Here is an 18,020-nt window from a genome sequence, read left to right as displayed (position 1 = left end):
TACCATGTATTACATGGTAAAAGTTTAAAACAACAAGTTTGCTGATGTTTACATATCTTTATAAATTTCTTTCCTGTCTCCAACTGCCAACACGAGTATCAACAATATGGAATCTTGAATTTTATATAAAACTCTATAGTCTCCCGATCTAATTCTATATTGATCTGTGCTGCCTTTTAATTTTTTGACCCCAGACGGTCTAGGGTCAAAAGCTAAATTTGTGATTATTGGATTGATCTGAATCTGGATTTCGGGTGGTAATTTTAGAAACTGCTTTCTAGCAGAATTCTTAAATTCTATTTTGTAGATCGCCTCATTCTGATCAGGGCAGGTTGAGTTCTCTTTTAATTTCGTCCCAGGAGATTGTATCTGTTTCTTTCTCGGCGGCACGCGCGACCTCCAAATCTATAGCATCTTCTCTGTCTCGCTCTACTGCTTCGGATATCGCATACCCTAAGTTCATAGCTGCTTTTTTATAAACACTTAGTAAGTTTTCACCATTACTTGAGCGTTTAAATAGCAATAATATACTATTTCTTAAGCCCCATGTTAACTCGTATTTTGATTTTTCAGTATCTTTTTGTAAATCTTTGAGAGCTTCAATGGCCGTTGGAGGGAAATAGTCCCAGTCACTTTTTACTAAATCAGTAAAAGCGTTATAGATATCTATTAAATATTTGGCTTGCTCTACACTTTTTGAGGATAACTTGCATTTGTCTATCAAACTTTTAATGTCTGACGCTTTTTTACCAATACAAGTAAGTCTTTCAATAATTGTTTTTAGTGGTATACCTTCTGTTTCAGAGAGGTTCTTGTAAAATTCTATTAGCTCCAATGTTTCTTTCGCTTGTCCTTGCTGAGTCAAGCAGTTTTCCAAGTATTCTTTTGTTTGTTCTATTTTTTCAAGCTCGTTGAGACTAGCCGTAATTGTGATAGTCATGTCTACCACCTTAACACTGTTGACACTTCCGGTTAGCATAACTGTACCTTATTTTTCATGTATTACTGGAGGTTTACAAGAAAAAAACATAAAACTCATGCTTTTACCATGTATTACTTGGAGTTTTAGAGCTATCGGGAATATATTAGGTAGTCCTTATCTTTGTATACATATAAGCAAAGTAAAAGTATTGATTTTAATGGGTTACAAGATTTTAGCTAAAGATAACTTAACTTGTTAGCTAGTAAGGCAAGATGAAAAATGAGCAACTGGAATTTGGCATAGTTTTTGCACTTCGTTGTAATTCACTCGGAACCCCACCCCGCCAAAGCTACGCTTTGTCTCCCCTCCCCGCTTGCAGGGAGGCGTTGGGGGTGGGGTCAACGGGTACTGCATCCAAACGAGAACCGCTATAGTTCTTGCACTTCTAGAAGTTCTAACCCTTATTCCATGCAACCTATTGTGTTATCTCAACGTTGGACACTCCGGCGACAGCTAACAATCCTCAGCATCCTTTTTTTAGGTTTAAGTGGAGCTGCTTTATGGTTAGTGGTACAACTATTTCAAAGTCTAGAAGGTGCTGTTGTTGCCAGAAATCAGAGAGAATTAGCTTTTGCCAACACCAGACTAATTAAGCTGTTTTGGGAATCAAATCTTGGACAAACACCAAAGCCAGGTAAGCCGTTGGCGGAACTTTCAAACGATGCCTTAACTGCTTTCACAAGGGTAGAAGGAGGATTTTATTTGCTGCAACAAGACCAGCTTTTAGGCTATGCCTATCCTACCCACGGGGGCCCTATCCCCAAAAAAGATATTCCTCCTGCTGAACGAGACACAATTTTGCAATTGACTCGGAGAGCCACAAGCCAAGGTTTACCCCAGGAATTAGTACTGCACCCTGGTCTTGATATCTTGGTACTGCGTGCTGACCCTCTACCTCTGTGGGGAGCAGTGTGGACGATGAAACGTATGCCTCATCTAGAAGATAGGAATCAAAACGTTTTAAGTGTTTTCGTAGTTTTAGGAATTTTAGTTGTAGGAGTTTGGACTTTTTATATTGCCTTACAACTACAGTGGGGAGTGCAGCGACTCCAGCAAAGTATTAAAGCAATGGAAGAGGATAAAGCTTCGCTAATTCCGCCGCTACCCGCAGAAATGGGACTGTTGGGAACTGCAATTAATAGTATGCAATACCACCGCCAAGAGTTAGAGCAGCGCTTACACCGAGTTGAGCGCTTGGCTTCTCTGGGACAACTGGTAGCGGGGGTAGCTCATGAAGTCCGCAATCCCTTAGCTAGTATGCGCCTCAATTTGCAATATACAGAACGGCAATTAAAAAAGCAGGGAATTACGACTTTACCGATCGCTAGTTTACTAGAACAAGTAGACCGTTTAGAGATGTTGGTGCGACGGCTATTGTATTTTGACCAAAATCAGCAAGAAGAAATGGTAACAACTTCCCTAGAAGCGATCGCTTTTGAATCAGTTTCTCTATTACGTCTCAAAGCCGAAGAACAGGGAGTAACACTTTTTTATCGCTCTGCTGCTGAACCTTTGCCCCAAGTACCACTACGCCGCCGAGAGTTAGGACAGGTGATGGTTAACTTAATCTTAAATGCCATCCAAGCAAGTCCACCAGAAAGCGAAGTTGAGGTTGGTGTCAGCCAAGAGCAAAACTACTTAGTGACTTGGGTAAAAGATAATGGCGCAGGTTTAGCACCAGAAGAACGCGATCGCATTTTCGATCCTTTTTATTCTACAAAACCCCAAGGAACAGGTTTAGGTTTAGCCATTAGCCACGAGATTGTCACCCGCCACGGAGGGCATATTGATTTGAAATCTCAACCGGGTTGCACCGTTTTTAGCGTTTACTTACCGAAGAATCACAACGATGGCTAAAATTTTGATTATTGATGATGAAAAAGCTTTGCGTCAAGCGATGGCGCAGATTTTAAAAGATGAAGGCCACGACGTAGTAGAGGCGGGAGATGGAGAACAAGGACTGAAGATGATTCAACAAGATATCACATCTCGTCCTGACTTGGTATTTCTAGATTTAAAAATGCCCAAAATTCAGGGTAATGCTGTTTTAAAAGCTTTAGGTAGTAAAACTCTATTTGAAGTGCCAGTAATTGTGATGACAGCTTATGGAACAAGTCGTACAGCCATTGAAGCTATGCAGTTGGGAGCTTATGATTATTTAACTAAACCCTTCGATTTAGAAGATTTAGTCAACTTGGCGCAAAAAGCTTTAGCTCATTCCCAAGCATCCGCCGAGCAAATTGGTGAAGCAAATATTCAAAATCTCGGACAACCAGAAGAACTGTTGGGGCGATCGCCTAAAATGGCAGAAGTTTTTAAACTCATTGGTAGACTTGCCCAAGGAAACACCACAGTTTTGATTGTCGGCGAATCAGGTACAGGCAAAGAATTGGTCGCTTCCACACTGCATAATGCTAGCCCTCGCAGTCGCGGCCCTTTAGTAAAAGTTAACTGTGCAGCTCTCCCAGAACATTTATTAGAAGCAGAATTATTTGGTCACGAAAAAGGAGCCTTCACTGGAGCGAATCACTTGCGAATTGGTCGCTTTGAACAAGCTAATGGCGGTACAATTTTTCTGGATGAAGTTGGAGAATTGAGCCAGATTATTCAAGGGAAATTGTTGCGAGTATTACAAGATAAATCCTTCGAGCGCTTGGGTAGTAACCAAACCAAAACTGTAGATGTCCGCATTCTAGCTGCCACCAACCGGAATTTAGAACAATTGGTACGCCTGAATCAGTTTCGAGAAGACCTTTATTATCGCTTTAATGTAGTACGAATTGAACTGTCACCTTTGCGCGATCGCCCCGAAGATTTAGAACAACTTACCCAACATTTTTTAAGTTCTATTGCCCTAAGAAATGGAATTAAAAATTTAGCAATTACCTCTACCGCCCTAGAAAAGCTCAGAGACTATGCTTGGCCAGGAAATGTGCGAGAACTGCAAAATACTTTAGAGAGAGGAGCAGTTTTTTCTGGAGGAAGAACTATTCTTCCAGAGCATCTCATTTTTAATCGAGAATATCAGATGAATTTAAATTTAGAACAAGCGATCGCTCAATTAGAAATAAACTTTATCCGCCATGCTTTAGCACTTTATCCCCAAGAACCCCACAAAGCATTAGGAATTTCTGTCGAAAGCTTTGAACAAAAAAAGAAACAATGGAATTTATAGCAAAAACTTTCAACTTCTCGTTTAACTTCTCGTTTCTTGGCTCTGCCAAGCGCCTCCTTAGACTATAGGCAGAGCCTATAGATGAGCATTCCCATGCAGAGCATGGGAACGAGATCAAACTCTTAACTCTTAACTCCTAACTTCTAACTCCTAACTCTTAACTCCTAACTAATGAATTCCTTAAACTCAGCATCTACATTAGAAACACATCTAGAAACTCAAACTGTTATTTACCCAACTCTACAGTATTTAGTTCGCTTTTTGCCGTGGGATGGTAAACGAATATTCGACCATCTTCGAGAAGAATGTAAACACAATCCATTTATAATAGAAAATTCTGATTTCCATACCAACGAAGCACTTTTAGATGATATTCTACCTAATTGGTATAGTCCCATCGCCCAGGAATTAAGTTTAAGCGAGCATCTTCTTGGACAAATATCAGCTTTGTCAATCCCATCAAGACAACGTAAAGCCTTAACCTATCTAACTCAGTGGTTATCAAACTCAGGTTACTTAGAAGAAACTCCAGAAGTTTGGGCAAATGGTAGTATCTGGAGTGCAAAAGAACTAGAGGCTGTTATTCCTCTCCTCCAAAGTTTAGATCCACCTGGAATTGGTACGCGAACCCTGCAAGAATGTCTGTTAATACAACTCACAAACCAGCCTGAAAGTCTAGCTTTTTTACTAGTTAAAAATTATTTAGAAGACATAGCAAATTGTATTGGCAATACTTCCGAGTCAAAGCAAAATTATCAAGTACTATTACAAAAACTGAACCAAAATATTAATGTTGACATCGAGAAAATCACCGATGCTATTCATGAGATTCAAGAATTAGAACCCCGTCCCGCCAGAAACTTCGGTGGTAGCGATGCTCCCATCGTCACCCCCGATTTAAAGGTTGAGCTAATAGCTGGAAGTTGGCAAATTTCTTTAGCTTATGAAGTCAAACAACGTTTTTGTCTGAATTCCGAAGCCATTAAGCTTTTGCAGGAATCACCAAAAGCAAGGCGAGATACCCAACAACTAGAAGCATTATTACAAAAAGCTAGAAATTTACTCACAGCTTTGCAACAATGGCAAGAAAATCTGCTCAAAGTTGGGAAATTTTTAGTTGAGCGACAGCAAGCTTTTTTGCAGAGTCGGGATAAATTAGACTTAGTATCTACCCCTCAGCAATTAGTAGCTCAATCGGTAGGACTTAGTAACTCTACAGTCAGTCGGATTGTGCGGGGACGGTATATATTAGTTTGCAATCAACACAGTCGGATAATTCCGTTGCATTCACTATGTGTTCCTGTCGGAGTAGGCGGACGTACTCCTCAACAAATCCAACAGATGCTATTACAGTTAATTGCAGAAGAATCACCCGCCAATCCTCATACTGATGAGCAATTAGCCCAGCTTTTGAAAATCCAATTTTGTCTGCCAATCACTCGCAGAACAGTCACAAAATACCGTAAAATTGCCGGAATAAAGTCATCACATCAGCGCAAGTTGACTGATAAAAAGATGGGAAGCAAGAGCAAGAAGCAAGGAAGTCTCTTGAAATATCAAAGTTGAGCCTTTGAACCTGAACGTTGCGCCTTTGAGCCTGAACGTTGCGGCTTTGAACCTGAAAGTTGCGCCTTTGAAGGTGAACGTTGCGCCTTTGAGCCTCGAAGTTGCACCTTTGAACCTGAACGTTGCGGCTTTGAACCTGAAAGTTGCGCCTTTGAAGGTGAACATTGAGCCTTTGAGCCTGGAAGTTGCGTCTTTGAACCTGAACATTGAGCCTTTGAGCCTGGAAGTTGCACCTTTGAACCTGAACGTTGCACCTTTGAGCCTGAAATTTTAAGTTTGATTGTTGACAAATGACAAATAACCAATGACAAATGACAAATGACAAATGACCAATGACAAATAACTAAATCCAAAAATAAGCCAGGATAAGAGTCACGACAGTTAACGGTAGACCAAAACGCAGATGTTCCCAGAATGACAATTGATAACCAAGTTTTGCAACAGCCTCAGCAACAATTAAATTGGCAACTGAACCTAACAAAGTTAGATTACCAGCTAAAGTAGATCCTGCTGCTAATAGTAACCAAGTTTTCGTGTCTGGATGGGGAATTAAATGTTGTAGTAATAATACTGCTGGAACATTAGAAACTAAATTTGAAAGCAGAGCAGTAATTCCTAATATGCTCAAGGGATTATAAACTAAACCGCTAAATAAATTCAATATGCCTAATTTTTCTACTCCAGCAGTCACAACAAATAGTCCAGAAAACATCACCAGTAAATCCCAATCAACTTTATTTAAAACTCGTTGCGGTTTGATTCGCCTAGTAATGAACAGTAAACCAGCAGCTACAAGTGTTGCTTGGGCTGGAGGTATCCCAATTAAAAATGCAATTAATAATCCTCCGGTTATCAATAGGCTTTTAGTAAGCAACGGTTTAAATATGCGGTAACGCACGGGGGTTACACTCGGACAAGATTTAGTAGAACGGACATCAGGATAAAGCCACCACAATAACCCAATTTGGATTAACAAACTTACTAATGCAATGGGAGTCAATGCTTTTGCAAAATCGAGATAGCTGATCCCAGAGAAGGAACCAATCAAAATATTTTGTGGATTGCCACTTAAGGTAGCCACGGAACCCAGATTTGTTGCTCCTGCCAAGGCAAGTAAGTAAGGAATCGGATTGAGGTTCAAAGTTTGGGTTAAACCGAGAACCAAAGGAGTCAAAATTAGAGCGATGGTATCGTTCAGAAAAAAAGCGGAGAGAATTCCACTGCCAAAAGTTAAAACAATCAGCAAACCCAAAGGGCTGCGGGTGAAGTGTGTAACTGTATCAAGGGTTAGTTGAAAAAAACCAGCGTAAGCTAAGTTCGTGCTGATTATCATCATCCCAAACAGGAAAATCAGCGTTTTATAGTCTATTGCTTGCCATGCTTCTTTGAGGTCTAATACCCCGAATGCCATCAGCAAAGATGCACCAACTAAAGCAATACTGGCTCGGTTCATCCGCAAACCAGGGAGATATCCTAAACCCAAACCGATATAAGTCAGTCCAATGATGATGTATCTGAAAACAATCATGATTTTGCTAGATGCTTTTGATTAAGTAGTCATTGGTCATTTGTCATTGGTCATTGGATTTTAGTGCATACCTCGCCTCTTGTGGGTGGAAAAACTTTGTCTTTTATGGGACTAATTCAAACCATGTTAAGGAGTGAACAGGTTTATTTTGGACTAATGACTAACGACTAATACTTCGACTACGCTCAGTACAAGTGACTAATGACTAATGACTAATAATTAATGACTGCCCTAAGCGGTTTGAGGTGATGCTTTTCTATTAACTCCTGTTTTTGTTTCAGGTACACAGAACCAAAAAACTGCTAAAGCCACAACTGCGATCGCTGCTAAAATCAAAAAACCAACATTGTAACCAGCACTTTTAACCACAAATCCAGCCAGCACGTTGCTCAAACCCGCACCAATGCCAATAGCAGTATTGAGCATTCCTTGGGTAACATTAAAGCGTCCCGTGCCTTTAGTCAAATCAGCTACCATTAACACCGAAAGCACACCAAAAATCCCGCCTGCAATACCATCCAGAATTTGCACAGAAACGAGAAAATAGGGATTGCCCGAAAACGTATACAGCACTCCTCGAATCGGTAAGACGGCAAAACCCAGCAAAAATATAGGTTTTCGGGCTGTATGTGCAAAACGCCCAGCCAAGTTAGACACTGGAATCATCACTAACTGAGCGACAATAATACAAGCAGACATATAAACTGTGTCACTTGTCCCTTTACCCTGTGCCAATTCTTGACCAACTAGCGGTAACATAGCAGCATTGGCAAAGTGAAACAGAACTACTGCAATAGTAAAGAATAAGATTTGGCGATCGCTCAATAATTGCAATATGCCTTCATAGCCCTGCTGATGTTTTTGATTATCTTCCTCCTCTCTCTCTTCACCATCTCCACGCGCTAGTTCGTGGTCAATCTCTCTTTCGCGAATCATCCTCACTGAAATAATACTGCCCACAGCCATAGCTGCAACCAAGAAAAATATTGCCTTGCGGGCAATAAAGTAACCCACTAAACCAGCGAGAGTAGCAGCTAGCAGATTTCCTGTATGGTTAAATGTTTCATTACGACCTACTCGCCTATCTAATCTCTCATGTCCTACAAGTCCCAGAGTAATAGCAGTAATCGCAGGTGGAAAAATTGCAGCAGCAATCCCAATCATAATCTGAGAGCCAATGACAACAGGCAAGTTGGGGAACAAGCCCATAGCAATACAGCCGATAGAAACAAACACAGCCGCCAGTACAATCAACATTCGTTTTTGACGTAGCCTGTCAACCAATGCACCAGCTGGTGTTTGAGCAATAACTGTGGCAATTGCCGAAGCTGACATCGCCATGCCAATCTGGGCTGGGTTCCAATTTGCTGAAGCTTTCAGGTAAATACTCAGATATGGCCCAACACCATCGCGCACATCTGCGAGAAACACATTCAAGTAATCAAGCGATCGCAAACTCTTCTTACTCGGTCTTCGCTGTTGTTGCATAAGTCTTTAGTGATATTTTGTCAGCTATGGAGCGGTCACAATCCTTTTGTGCAAAAATCGTGCCAAATCAATAGTGTCCGGCTGCATCTAGCGAAAAAACCTTCTTTGTGCCAGATACAACTTACACAAGTAATAGCCGAAACCCTGATTTTCAATTAACGTGAGTTCGACAGACCTCTCGCTCCCCTAAAAGGCGAACGCGTTGCGTCTCCGTAAGGAGAGGGAGGAGTAAAGTCCTTTCTTTAATGGGAAATAGTGAAGATTTTTAGATTTTAATTGCACTTTTTTGTGTGGATATCAGTGCGATCGCAAAAAGAAATCCCCTCTGCTTTTGCCATAGTAAAGTAATTACAACGCAAAGGGAATTTCATTTTTATTAATATTTCTGTAGAGGCAGGTTTTAAGGATAATTCTGGCAAAAAAGTCGTTTATTTGATTTAAAACCCACCAAAACCTATGTTGTATTGATTTTTAGCTGTGTAGTCAGTTGGGCTATTTCCAATCGGGAATTTCAGCGTCTTCACCACCAATCCCGATTCCAGTGTTAAATATTTCCGCATCAGTAAGATTTAGATTGTTCATTGATGCTTGATACACATTAGAATCGTGAATAGTAGCGCCAGTAAAATTTACTCCGTTGAGATTGACTTGCTTTAAATTCACATTGGTTACATAAGCAGATGTTAGGTTAGCACCTGCCAAGTTTGCACCAGTTAAGTCAGCACCTTCGAGGTTAGCTCCTACAAGGTTAGCTCCTTGGAGCTTCGAGCCTCTCAAGTCAGCACCAATTAAATGAGCGCCACTGAGGTTAGCTCCTGATAGTTCGCACTCAACACATTCCCCAGTTGAAAGCAGCTTTTGTAAATCCTGTGGATTCTCGGCTCTAACCGAGCTAGCGAAAAATAGGGGTGTTGCTAAGGCCATGGCCGCTAATAGCTGGAGTTTCATAATTTCCCCCTTAATAATCAAGTTTGCGTCCGTTCTGTCCCTCACAACTCTATTATCTCACTAAACTTCGTGAGGTCAATCTCTCTTGTGACAATCTATCTCCTGACAAGGTAGTTGCGATCTGAAACTCAGATAAAAGTGATCTCAAAAATGCCATTAATTCTGACTTTTTGGCAATTTTTACCGAATAATTCCTCAAAAACGTCCCCTCTTAAATTACTATTAAATCTTTAAAAATTAAAAGCTGGCGCTATCCGCTATAGCTAATTTGATGAGTATTTATACTTTATTTATCAATTGATAGTTTAGCTTAAGTCCTCAGAAATTCTCGCATATACTGATTAACTAATTCCGGCTGTTCTTGCTGCACCCAATGGCCACAATTAGGAATGTACTTGATTTGAAAATCCCTGACATAAGCTGCGGTATCGTAGGTTAGTTCTTTGCCAAGTGCAGTGTCATTTTCTCCCCAAATCATCAGTGTTGGCACTTCCAGAACACCCCAATTTGGATTTAGCATTCTTTGTTGAAAAATATTGCGGTAGTAGTTCAACATTGCTGTGAGGGCACCGCGTTTTGCAGCAGCATTTTTATAAGCGTCAATATCCGCTTTACTGAAAGCACTCTTGTTAACTGCCATACTTTTAAAAGTTGTTTCAATAGCTTGGTAGTCTGAAGACTGTAAAAGTAATTCTGGTATCCACGGTAGTTGAAAGAAAAATACGTAGTTGCTACGTAGCAACTGTTGGGGAGTGCGTAACCCTTGGGCAAATTTAGCAGGATGAGGTAGGTTAAGAATAATTAATTGTTCTAACATTTCGGGGTGAGTGTATGCGAAATTCCAAGCGATCGCACCACCCCAATCATGTCCAACTAATACACATTTTTGATATCCTAATCCTTTAATTACTCCCTCAACATCTTTGATAAAATCATCCATGACATAAGCTGATTGCTCATTTGGTTTATCACTATCGTTGTAGCCACGCAAGTCAAGGGCAACGACTTTAAAATTTTGGGCAAATTCTGGTATTTGATGCCGCCAAGAATACCAAAACTCAGGAAACCCATGCAACATCAACATTAAAGGGCCTTCACCTTGGGTAACGTAGTGTAGTTTTACCCGATTGGTAATTATATATTCGTGTTTCCAAGAACTTTCTATTAGAGACATAATTAATCCAAATTCAGCATTAAAAAATACTAAATACTAATACTGTACTTAGCAAGTTTAATATTATTTTGATCGGTCTCACATCTATTGAAAGACAGTATTCCGATAGTGATTTTTTGCACAAATATTAGACAATTTGTCTTGAGGTAGATGTGAATCGTGGGCAAATTTTGGTAAAAGGTAGATATAATTCTTCCCAACTACCATGACACAACAGTTGACAAACCATCCTTCATTGTGGGTTGAGCGACTGGGACGATTTGGCTATATTTCTAAGGGAGTAGTTTACGGTATAGTTGGACTACTGGCAGCACAGACAGCTTTTGGCAGGGGTGGTAAAACAACTGATACGCAAGGCGCTCTCCAAACAATCGTCAACCAGCCATTTGGTCAATTTTTGCTGACTCTAGTTGCAATTGGCTTGATTGGATACGTAATCTGGCGTTTTGTACAGGCAATTAAAGACCCAGAAAATAAAGGTAATGATGCCAAAGGTTTAGCAATACGAATTGGTTACGCAGTTAATGGCTTGATTTATGCAAGTTTAGCCTTAAGTGCTGTGCAAATCGTTATGGGTACAGGCAGTGGTAAAAATAGTAGTGATTCTACTGAAGATTCGACAGCACGTTTGCTTTCTCAACCTTTTGGCCAATGGTTAGTTGGAACTGTGGGGGTGTTTGTAATTGCTCTAGGTTTCTATCAGTTTTATCAAGCTTTTAGTGGCAAATTTCGTAAAGAACTCAATTTAACTGAATTAAGCAACACACAAGCCCAATGGGTAATGAGAATTTCCAGATTTGGTTTAGCGGCACGGGGTATCGTATTTTGCATTATCGGTTGGTTTTTAATTGAAGCTGCAAGGCAATCGAACGCCGCTACCGCAGAAGGTTTGGATGAAGTATTACAGACGCTAGCACAACAGCCTAACGGAGCATGGCTTTTGGGTATTGTGGCACTAGGTTTAGTTGCTTATGGGATTTACACAATAATACAAGCGCGGTATCGTCGACTAGTCAGTGTTTAGATGGTGCAGTGTCGAGAATTTCAATCAAACAGAATTCAGGAATTAGGAGTCAGAATTCAGAATTAATTCTGTACGATTGGCGGACGAATAATCGGGTTTAAAACCCCTACAAAACAAGAAAATTTAACCCACTAATTGCTTCTGACTCCTGTTAGCGGTAGCGGGGCGTTTAGCCCATTGTGACTCCTGAATTCTTCTTCAAAGAAATGGCAATAATAGAAACTCGTGGTATTTGGTTGACTACTACTGATAGTCAAGTTCTTAGATCGAAGGAACGCATTGCTGAGGCGATGGATTTCCTGGCCGAAACGGGATTTAATGTGGTGTTTCCCGTTGTTTGGAACAAAGCAGTAACTCTGTATCCCAGTCAAACAATGCAGCAGACATTTGGAGTCGAAATTGACCCGATGTCTGTAGGTGGCGACCCTTTAGAAGAGGTGATAGTTGAGGCGCGGCGAGTCGGGTTGAAAGTCATTCCTTGGTTTGAATACGGTTTTGCCAGTTCCTACAATTTGAATGGTGGTGTACTTTTACAAAAAAAACCGGAATGGGCTGCGCGTGATTATAAGGGTAACTTACTGAAGAAAAACGGCTTTGAGTGGTTGAATGCACTCGATCCACAGGTGCAGGAATTCTTCTTAAACTTAGTGCTGGAAGTTGCGAATAATTATGATGTGGATGGTATTCAAGGAGACGATCGCTTCCCTGCATTACCCTCTGAAGGTGGCTACGATCGGGTAACTGTCAACCGTTATCGCCAGGAATTCGATCGCAATCCACCACAGAACCACAAGGATAAGCAATGGTTACAGTGGCGTGCAGATATTCTCAGTGAGTTTTTGGCGCATCTCTACTGGAAGGTGAAAGCGGTGAATCCTAATTTATTAGTAGCGATCGCACCTAATATTTATGATTGGGCATTCCAGGAATATCTGCAAGACTCACCCGCATGGCTGAAGCGGGGAATCGTTGATATGATTCAGCCGCAGATTTATCGCCGTGACTTTAGGAGTTATCAGGCGATCGTTGATAAACTAGTAAACCAACAGTTTACAGATACAACACTGCCCAAGTTAGCACCAGGAATATTGATGAAGCTTGGCTCTTACTGTATTAGTCCAGAATATCTGGTGCAGGTAATTGAATACAATCGTCAACTTGGCATTCAAGGAGAGGTATTCTTTTTTTACGAAGGTTTGCGCGAGAATAACAATGCCCTTGCTAAAGTTTTGCGAAATGGGCCTTATGCTAAGTTTGCATCATTTCCCACATTGTCAGATTTGAGTGCAGGTGGTGTGAGTCACAAGACGACATCTTCTATTTGGTCAGGAATGGAAAATTTGTTAAAAAAGATTTTTTAAGGAAAAAGGCGCGTGGAATATAAATTGTCAGTGGAAAAGGTAATTAATACTTTAAAAGAAGATTTACCGACACTTTTTGAAAAAGATATTTCTTATAACATTTATACACAGGATATCTATTTTAAAGACCCCGTGAATACATTCAAATACAAATTTAACTATCGCATTATATTTTGGACTTTACGATTTCACGCTCGGCTCTTTTTTACCCGAATTTTCTTTGATGTACATGAGATCTATCAGTCAGATGAAGATACGATTTTAGCAAAATGGACAGTGAGGGGGGTGTTGCGCGTTCCCTGGAAAGCAGGGTTACTTTTCAATGGCTATTCGACATATAAACTCAATCAAGATAATTTTATATACAAGCATATCGACACCTGGGATAGAAAGCCAGGGGAGATTCTACGACAGTTTTGGTAAAGGTAAAGCAATAGCTAATTTGATTTTTTACGAGCCTTGTAAAATCTCATTAATTTGACTGATTCTCTGTTTTATTTGTTCTGTCAGAGAATTTCTTAATAAGTCCAAATTTTCTGCTGAAAAGTTTAGTATTCCTAAAGCATATAATAGGCTAGAAACACCAATAAATAAAGCCAAAATTCTCCCAAAACAACCAGGATTGATTTCAATAAAAGCTAATTTAGATTGTCCAATTACAGCAATCGTTATAAAAACAATTCCTGCTATTACAAAGGTGCTATTTGGAGTTAAATCTGTCATTTTTCGATTAAGATGCTTTAGCACTTTTATTGTAGCTATTATTAGTTAAAATTTCTGCTTCTGCTAAATGCAAAAACATAAAAATTTTACAACTCAACATCCACCCCAAACTAATAAGGCTCTGGCTATTACAGTATCGGTCTTGGAATTCATAGTATGCTATGATTTAGAAAGGGATATTTAGACTTTAAGACTTGTTGAGCGACAAATAGCCTTAATTGTCTAAATTGTGTATAAATTGTTTCTGTTTTGCTCAGATACCGAAACAAAAACCCATATTTTGTAAGCAGCGACCTAACTGATATGTCTCTAGATATAAATCAGATGTTTTTAAGTGGCAGCTGATTTAAACCTCAATTTTGCTGAAACTATTCTGTGGTAAAACCTTCAGCATCAAAAAGCCAAAATGTTATCACTCGTGTACTAGACGTTAATTTAGTTTATATATTAAACTGCACTAAGACGATAGGAATAGTGGGTTTTTATGGAAAGCGTCCAAAACGTTAGTCAAGAGTTGAATGTAACAAGAGACACAGCACTAGAGCAATTACAACAGTCTACTCCAGTAAAATTCAAAAAAGACATTTTCAAAAAACTCAGAGGTGGATTTTTTCTGGTACTAGGATATTTACTATCACCACTATGTTGGTGGAATGACCTACTATTCAATCTGCCAATAGCTTATGGTTTTGGGTATGCATGTAGTTTACTTTCCCCAAAATTGCTTCTACCTTGTTCAATTATCGGATATTGGCTCTCTAATATTGTGGGAATTCTCTTGATGCAATTCGGTTCTAAGGACATTTTTCAAAAAGAACCTCAAGAGCATAACCTCAAAAAAGAATTGTTCACAGGTCTAATTTCTTCAACAGTTTATACACTGTTGATTATGCTATTGATCCAGTTGAAGATTCTCGATTCTCCCATTTTATTCTCCAACAGTTAATTTAGTTGATCATCCTTTCTCCAAAGGAATCGATAGTATGGGCGCACCTCTATACGTCCATACTATTTCAAAAAATCGGGGTTTTGAGTCTGTTAATGGAGAGTAAATCAGCGAACAAGAAGATCAATTCTCATCAAATTTTAAAAATTCACTTAAATTCAATAATTTTGGAGCCTCCTTACTTACAATTAATGGCAACTTACCATTCCATTTTTCTAGTGCTTGCCTTTGCAGAATTTCTGGAGTTAAACCATCACGTAATAATCTGTGCGTCTCAGCCTCTCCTTTGGCTAAATTCACTTTTGCTTCAGCCTCTTTTGTTGCTTTCAATGCGATAAATTCTGCTCGTTTTGCTTCTTGTTCAGCAATCTGCTTCGCCTCCACCGCCTCATCAAATCGTTCTGAAAAATGGACATGAACTAGAGAAATATCATCAACTGCAACGTGATAGCTACCCAATCTTGTGGACAAGGCATCATCTACTCCACTCTTCACTTCTCCTCGTTTAGTAATAATTTCTTCAGCAGTATACTTTGCTATTACCGCTTTTAGTACTTCTTCAACGGCTGGGCTAATAATCCGAATAACTACATTTTGTTCATCTCCAATTTCCTGAAAAATGACATTTGTTTCCTGGGGAATAATATGCCAATTGAGAGCTACATCGGCAAAAACATTTTGTAAATCTTTGGAAGAAGCCTCAGCAGAAATTTCCTGTTTTTGGACTCTAATACTCAACTTTTTCACAGTATTGACTACAGGAATAATTAAGTGAAGTCCTTCTCCTAATATCTGGTTTTGTACTTCGCCAAATTTCATTAATACACCACGTTCTCCTGCATTTATAATCACACAAGGCGTGAGTAAGAGAGTTATCAAACACAAAAGAGCGGTCAGTTTACCGGCACTGTTAAAACTTGTAATTTTTATCATCTGTGTGAACCATGTATGCATCTTGCATAGAGACACATATTTAGGAGTTATGGGCTTCTTCCCGTCATGATTTTAGCTCGACTTGATCCAAAATTAAGAACATTCTCGACTCAATAGCAACTGCCCATTATTCAGCCGATATAGACCTTGCGGTTCGATAATCGGATCGCCTTTCTTCCAGGGACGGTATGTAGTTTCGACACCTCTCACCTCACCAGTTATGTAGTTAGAAACCCAAACCCCAGGACGATTAGTAGTCAAGGCACCAGAACCTGTGATGGTAAAAGAGTTTTCTTGTCGCTTTGTGCCGCGTGAAATGCAACTATTGGCGATGAGTGCGTTAGCGTCGATGACTGGAGGTAATTCGGTGAAGCTGTTTTGGATGGAACTGGTATCAGGTACGTTAATGTTGATCGCACCTGAAACACCTAATTCGGAACTGGCAGTAATATCGCTTTTTTCAGTTGGCTTTGAACGCGCTTCGATACCGAAGATACCTTGCGAGTTAATTTCGACATTTCCACCACGCCCTTCAAAAGCATTGGCGCTAATGTCGCTGTTTTCTTTGGGAATGGCGATGATAAATTTTGAGTTGATATTGATGCTACCGCCATCACCACCAGCTTGCGCAGTGCCTGCGTTGGTAGAGATTTGACCACCACGACGCATGAGAAGTAAATCCCTAATTACCAGCTTAATATTACCCCCATTGCCTGATGTTGATTCAGCTATGAATCTTCCCTGTTTATCTAAAGTAACTTTGGGCGAGTTAACTTCAATATCACCTGCGACACCAAAGCCTGAAGAACGAACAAAGAAACCACTATTAGCATCATCTTCGGGAAACCTTTTAGGAAGTTGAGTTTCTGTATTATCAGGATTTATGTAGGTATCTGAAACAATTACTTTGTCTTTAGCATTGACTATAATCTTACCTGCATTACCACCTCTTATGGTAGTTGTAATAAGTTGCCCCCCATGACGAGCCTCCACTATTCGTGCATTGACTGTAATATTCCCACCATCACCAAAATTATTAGTTCTCGCGTCTAATAAAGCACTATCGGATATACGAAAAACATCAGTATTTACAGTGATATTGCCACTATTACCTATAGTTATAGTATCTGTAAATAATCCACTGGAATTGCCAGTGATTGGATTAAAACCAGAAATATTAACACCATCAGTTGCGTTAATTTGGATATTTCCAGCTTTAATAAAATTGCTATTAAATTTAAAAAAATCTATGGAAGGATTTCCAACAAAAGTAATTTCTACATTAGCAAAAGCTCCACGGCTAGTGGCAACAAATTGAGCGCCATTCGTTAATTACTCGCTCATCGGCATCATAGCCATTAGGAGCCAGTACTGTGTCCGCCACAATATTGGGTAGCAGTTGGTCTGCTCTATCCAAGTCACAGGCTTGCCCTGGTGTCAAATGAAAGCTCAGTGGGTTGCCTAAAGCATCCACCACAGCATGAATCTTGGTACTCAATCCCCCTTTACTGCGACCAATGGCTTCAGTAGATGGCTCCCCCCTTTTGCACCCGCACTATGCTGATGGGCGCGGACAATCGTGGAGTCAATCATGGCATATTCGTTGTCGGCATCATCGTCCAAGTGCTGAAACACCTGCTCCCACACAACACACCTGTTTTTGACCATCGACTGAACTGGGTGTGAATCACCCGAAAATCCCCGAATCGCGATGGTAAGTCACGCCAGGGGATGCCTGCTCGATAACGATATAACACTGCTTCGATAAACAATCGATTATCTTTCGCCGTGGCTCCCACATAGCCCTCTCGCCCAGGTAGCAGGTCTTTGATTCTCTCCCACTGGTCATCTCGTAATGCGTATCGGCGCGTCATCGTTTTCAAGAGTATTTATTCTTTTCCAGCTGTTCTGATTCCAGTTTACCTAATTGATGACACGCCCTAGTGTTTTTATAGTTCGCCAAAATTACGATAAATTGTTAGTGCGATCGCTCTACAAATGGAGATTGCAAGTACTACAATAATCAATCTGAATATAGTTATTAATTGCTGTCACAGAACCATAAATAACAAAAAGCCCCAGGCTGTGGAGCTAGGGCTTTTATTATAAAAATAGAACCTGGCATCGAGCTATTTTTGCGTAGGGCAACCCCTAAACTATCGTTGCCGCAGC

At 40.1% G+C, this 18,020-nt stretch carries 18 protein-coding genes and 1 pseudogene; 9 read left to right on the top strand and 10 right to left on the bottom strand.

Features of this window, described 5'->3' with window-relative positions; all coding sequences use genetic code 11:
* Positions 1 to 48: 48 nt before the first annotated feature.
* A complete protein-coding gene (locus RMX89_RS05155; protein WP_322688166.1) occupies positions 49 to 390 on the bottom strand; it encodes a type II toxin-antitoxin system RelE/ParE family toxin in 342 nt (113 codons plus the stop codon).
* On the bottom strand, positions 323 to 940 hold the full coding sequence (locus RMX89_RS05150; RefSeq protein ID WP_322688165.1) for a hypothetical protein: 618 nt from the start codon (positions 938 to 940) through the stop codon (positions 323 to 325). The genes RMX89_RS05155 and RMX89_RS05150 overlap by 68 nt, the downstream gene beginning before the upstream one ends.
* Before the next feature lie 450 nt (positions 941 to 1,390).
* Here RMX89_RS05150 and RMX89_RS05145 point away from each other — a divergent pair, with 450 nt between their 5' ends.
* The 4 genes from RMX89_RS05145 to RMX89_RS05130 all read left to right on the top strand — a co-directional run bounded on the left by RMX89_RS05145 (position 1,391) and on the right by RMX89_RS05130 (position 5,997).
* Positions 1,391 to 2,839, top strand: a complete 1,449-nt coding sequence (locus tag RMX89_RS05145) for a sensor histidine kinase (protein WP_322688164.1) — start codon at positions 1,391 to 1,393, stop codon at positions 2,837 to 2,839.
* Positions 2,832 to 4,157, top strand: coding sequence for a sigma-54 dependent transcriptional regulator (locus RMX89_RS05140; protein WP_322688163.1), 1,326 nt, complete (start codon positions 2,832 to 2,834; stop codon positions 4,155 to 4,157). Before RMX89_RS05145 ends, RMX89_RS05140 begins: the two co-directional genes overlap by 8 nt.
* Positions 4,158 to 4,328: 171 nt before the next feature.
* Positions 4,329 to 5,723, top strand: coding sequence for an RNA polymerase subunit sigma-54 (locus RMX89_RS05135; protein WP_322688162.1), 1,395 nt, complete (start codon positions 4,329 to 4,331; stop codon positions 5,721 to 5,723).
* Positions 5,724 to 5,748: 25 nt separating this feature from the next.
* The gene (locus RMX89_RS05130; protein WP_322688161.1) at positions 5,749 to 5,997 is read left to right on the top strand and encodes a hypothetical protein; all 249 of its coding nucleotides are present in this window, start codon (positions 5,749 to 5,751) and stop codon (positions 5,995 to 5,997) included.
* 69 nt (positions 5,998 to 6,066) lie between these two features.
* Here RMX89_RS05130 and RMX89_RS05125 read toward each other — a convergent pair whose 3' ends face one another.
* The 4 genes from RMX89_RS05125 to RMX89_RS05110 all read right to left on the bottom strand — a co-directional run bounded on the left by RMX89_RS05125 (position 6,067) and on the right by RMX89_RS05110 (position 10,861).
* Positions 6,067 to 7,251: an anion transporter gene (locus tag RMX89_RS05125; protein WP_322688160.1), complete on the bottom strand. Its 1,185-nt coding sequence runs from the start codon at positions 7,249 to 7,251 to the stop codon at positions 6,067 to 6,069.
* A gap of 231 nt (positions 7,252 to 7,482) precedes the next feature.
* Positions 7,483 to 8,739, bottom strand: coding sequence for an MFS transporter (locus tag RMX89_RS05120; protein WP_322688159.1), 1,257 nt, complete (start codon positions 8,737 to 8,739; stop codon positions 7,483 to 7,485).
* A 492-nt stretch (positions 8,740 to 9,231) separates the two neighbouring features.
* The gene (locus RMX89_RS05115; RefSeq protein WP_322675579.1) at positions 9,232 to 9,687 is read right to left on the bottom strand and encodes a pentapeptide repeat-containing protein; all 456 of its coding nucleotides are present in this window, start codon (positions 9,685 to 9,687) and stop codon (positions 9,232 to 9,234) included.
* Positions 9,688 to 9,997: 310 nt separating this feature from the next.
* Positions 9,998 to 10,861 (bottom strand): alpha/beta hydrolase, encoded by an 864-nt coding sequence (locus RMX89_RS05110; RefSeq protein WP_322688158.1) that lies wholly within the window; start codon positions 10,859 to 10,861, stop codon positions 9,998 to 10,000.
* A 205-nt stretch (positions 10,862 to 11,066) separates the two neighbouring features.
* Here RMX89_RS05110 and RMX89_RS05105 point away from each other — a divergent pair, with 205 nt between their 5' ends.
* The 3 genes from RMX89_RS05105 (at position 11,067) to RMX89_RS05095 (ending at position 13,669) form a co-directional block, all read left to right on the top strand.
* On the top strand, positions 11,067 to 11,885 hold the full coding sequence (locus RMX89_RS05105; protein WP_322675577.1) for a DUF1206 domain-containing protein: 819 nt from the start codon (positions 11,067 to 11,069) through the stop codon (positions 11,883 to 11,885).
* Between the two features lie 206 nt (positions 11,886 to 12,091).
* Positions 12,092 to 13,246: a glycoside hydrolase family 10 protein gene (locus RMX89_RS05100; protein ID WP_322688157.1), complete on the top strand. Its 1,155-nt coding sequence runs from the start codon at positions 12,092 to 12,094 to the stop codon at positions 13,244 to 13,246.
* Positions 13,247 to 13,258: 12 nt separating this feature from the next.
* On the top strand, positions 13,259 to 13,669 hold the full coding sequence (locus RMX89_RS05095) for a DUF2358 domain-containing protein (protein WP_322688156.1): 411 nt from the start codon (positions 13,259 to 13,261) through the stop codon (positions 13,667 to 13,669).
* Between the two features lie 27 nt (positions 13,670 to 13,696).
* On the opposite strand, the gene RMX89_RS05090 is transcribed toward RMX89_RS05095, so the two are convergent.
* Positions 13,697 to 13,969, bottom strand: a complete 273-nt coding sequence (locus tag RMX89_RS05090; RefSeq protein ID WP_322688155.1) for a hypothetical protein — start codon at positions 13,967 to 13,969, stop codon at positions 13,697 to 13,699.
* A 484-nt stretch (positions 13,970 to 14,453) separates the two neighbouring features.
* Between RMX89_RS05090 and RMX89_RS05085 the strand changes: the two genes are divergently transcribed.
* Entirely contained in the window at positions 14,454 to 14,915 is a 462-nt protein-coding gene (locus tag RMX89_RS05085; protein WP_322682604.1) for a hypothetical protein, read from the top strand.
* Between the two features lie 123 nt (positions 14,916 to 15,038).
* On the opposite strand, the gene RMX89_RS05080 is transcribed toward RMX89_RS05085, so the two are convergent.
* Both RMX89_RS05080 and RMX89_RS05075 read right to left on the bottom strand, forming a co-directional pair.
* The gene (locus tag RMX89_RS05080) at positions 15,039 to 15,848 is read right to left on the bottom strand and encodes a prohibitin family protein (protein WP_322682605.1); all 810 of its coding nucleotides are present in this window, start codon (positions 15,846 to 15,848) and stop codon (positions 15,039 to 15,041) included.
* 93 nt (positions 15,849 to 15,941) lie between these two features.
* Positions 15,942 to 16,841: a hypothetical protein gene (locus RMX89_RS05075; protein ID WP_322688154.1), complete on the bottom strand. Its 900-nt coding sequence runs from the start codon at positions 16,839 to 16,841 to the stop codon at positions 15,942 to 15,944.
* A gap of 100 nt (positions 16,842 to 16,941) precedes the next feature.
* Here RMX89_RS05075 and RMX89_RS05070 point away from each other — a divergent pair, with 100 nt between their 5' ends.
* Positions 16,942 to 17,166 (top strand): hypothetical protein, encoded by a 225-nt coding sequence (locus RMX89_RS05070; RefSeq protein ID WP_322688153.1) that lies wholly within the window; start codon positions 16,942 to 16,944, stop codon positions 17,164 to 17,166.
* A 24-nt stretch (positions 17,167 to 17,190) separates the two neighbouring features.
* On the opposite strand, the pseudogene RMX89_RS05065 reads toward RMX89_RS05070, so the two are convergent.
* A pseudogene (locus tag RMX89_RS05065) lies at positions 17,191 to 17,722 on the bottom strand (IS5 family transposase); the annotation flags it as partial.
* Between the last annotated feature and the right edge of the window lie 298 nt (positions 17,723 to 18,020).

The organism is Nostoc sp. DedSLP04, from assembly GCF_034530775.1.
Lineage (GTDB): Bacteria > Cyanobacteriota > Cyanobacteriia > Cyanobacteriales > Nostocaceae > Nostoc.
The sequence above is the reverse complement of the archived record's forward strand: the minus strand, read 5'-3'. Positions and strand labels throughout refer to the sequence as shown.

Coding starts and splice junctions, on each gene's coding strand:
- RMX89_RS05110 (WP_322688158.1), bottom strand. CDS start 10,861: ATGTCTCTAATAGAAAGTTCTTGGAAACACGAATATATAATTACCAAT.
- RMX89_RS05090 (WP_322688155.1), bottom strand. CDS start 13,969: ATGACAGATTTAACTCCAAATAGCACCTTTGTAATAGCAGGAATTGTT.
- RMX89_RS05080 (WP_322682605.1), bottom strand. CDS start 15,848: ATGATAAAAATTACAAGTTTTAACAGTGCCGGTAAACTGACCGCTCTT.
- RMX89_RS05150 (WP_322688165.1), bottom strand. CDS start 940: ATGACTATCACAATTACGGCTAGTCTCAACGAGCTTGAAAAAATAGAA.
- RMX89_RS05100 (WP_322688157.1), top strand. CDS start 12,092: ATGGCAATAATAGAAACTCGTGGTATTTGGTTGACTACTACTGATAGT.
- RMX89_RS05125 (WP_322688160.1), bottom strand. CDS start 7,251: ATGATTGTTTTCAGATACATCATCATTGGACTGACTTATATCGGTTTG.
- RMX89_RS05105 (WP_322675577.1), top strand. CDS start 11,067: ATGACACAACAGTTGACAAACCATCCTTCATTGTGGGTTGAGCGACTG.
- RMX89_RS05140 (WP_322688163.1), top strand. CDS start 2,832: ATGGCTAAAATTTTGATTATTGATGATGAAAAAGCTTTGCGTCAAGCG.
- RMX89_RS05135 (WP_322688162.1), top strand. CDS start 4,329: ATGAATTCCTTAAACTCAGCATCTACATTAGAAACACATCTAGAAACT.
- RMX89_RS05145 (WP_322688164.1), top strand. CDS start 1,391: ATGCAACCTATTGTGTTATCTCAACGTTGGACACTCCGGCGACAGCTA.
- RMX89_RS05085 (WP_322682604.1), top strand. CDS start 14,454: ATGGAAAGCGTCCAAAACGTTAGTCAAGAGTTGAATGTAACAAGAGAC.
- RMX89_RS05120 (WP_322688159.1), bottom strand. CDS start 8,739: ATGCAACAACAGCGAAGACCGAGTAAGAAGAGTTTGCGATCGCTTGAT.
- RMX89_RS05115 (WP_322675579.1), bottom strand. CDS start 9,687: ATGAAACTCCAGCTATTAGCGGCCATGGCCTTAGCAACACCCCTATTT.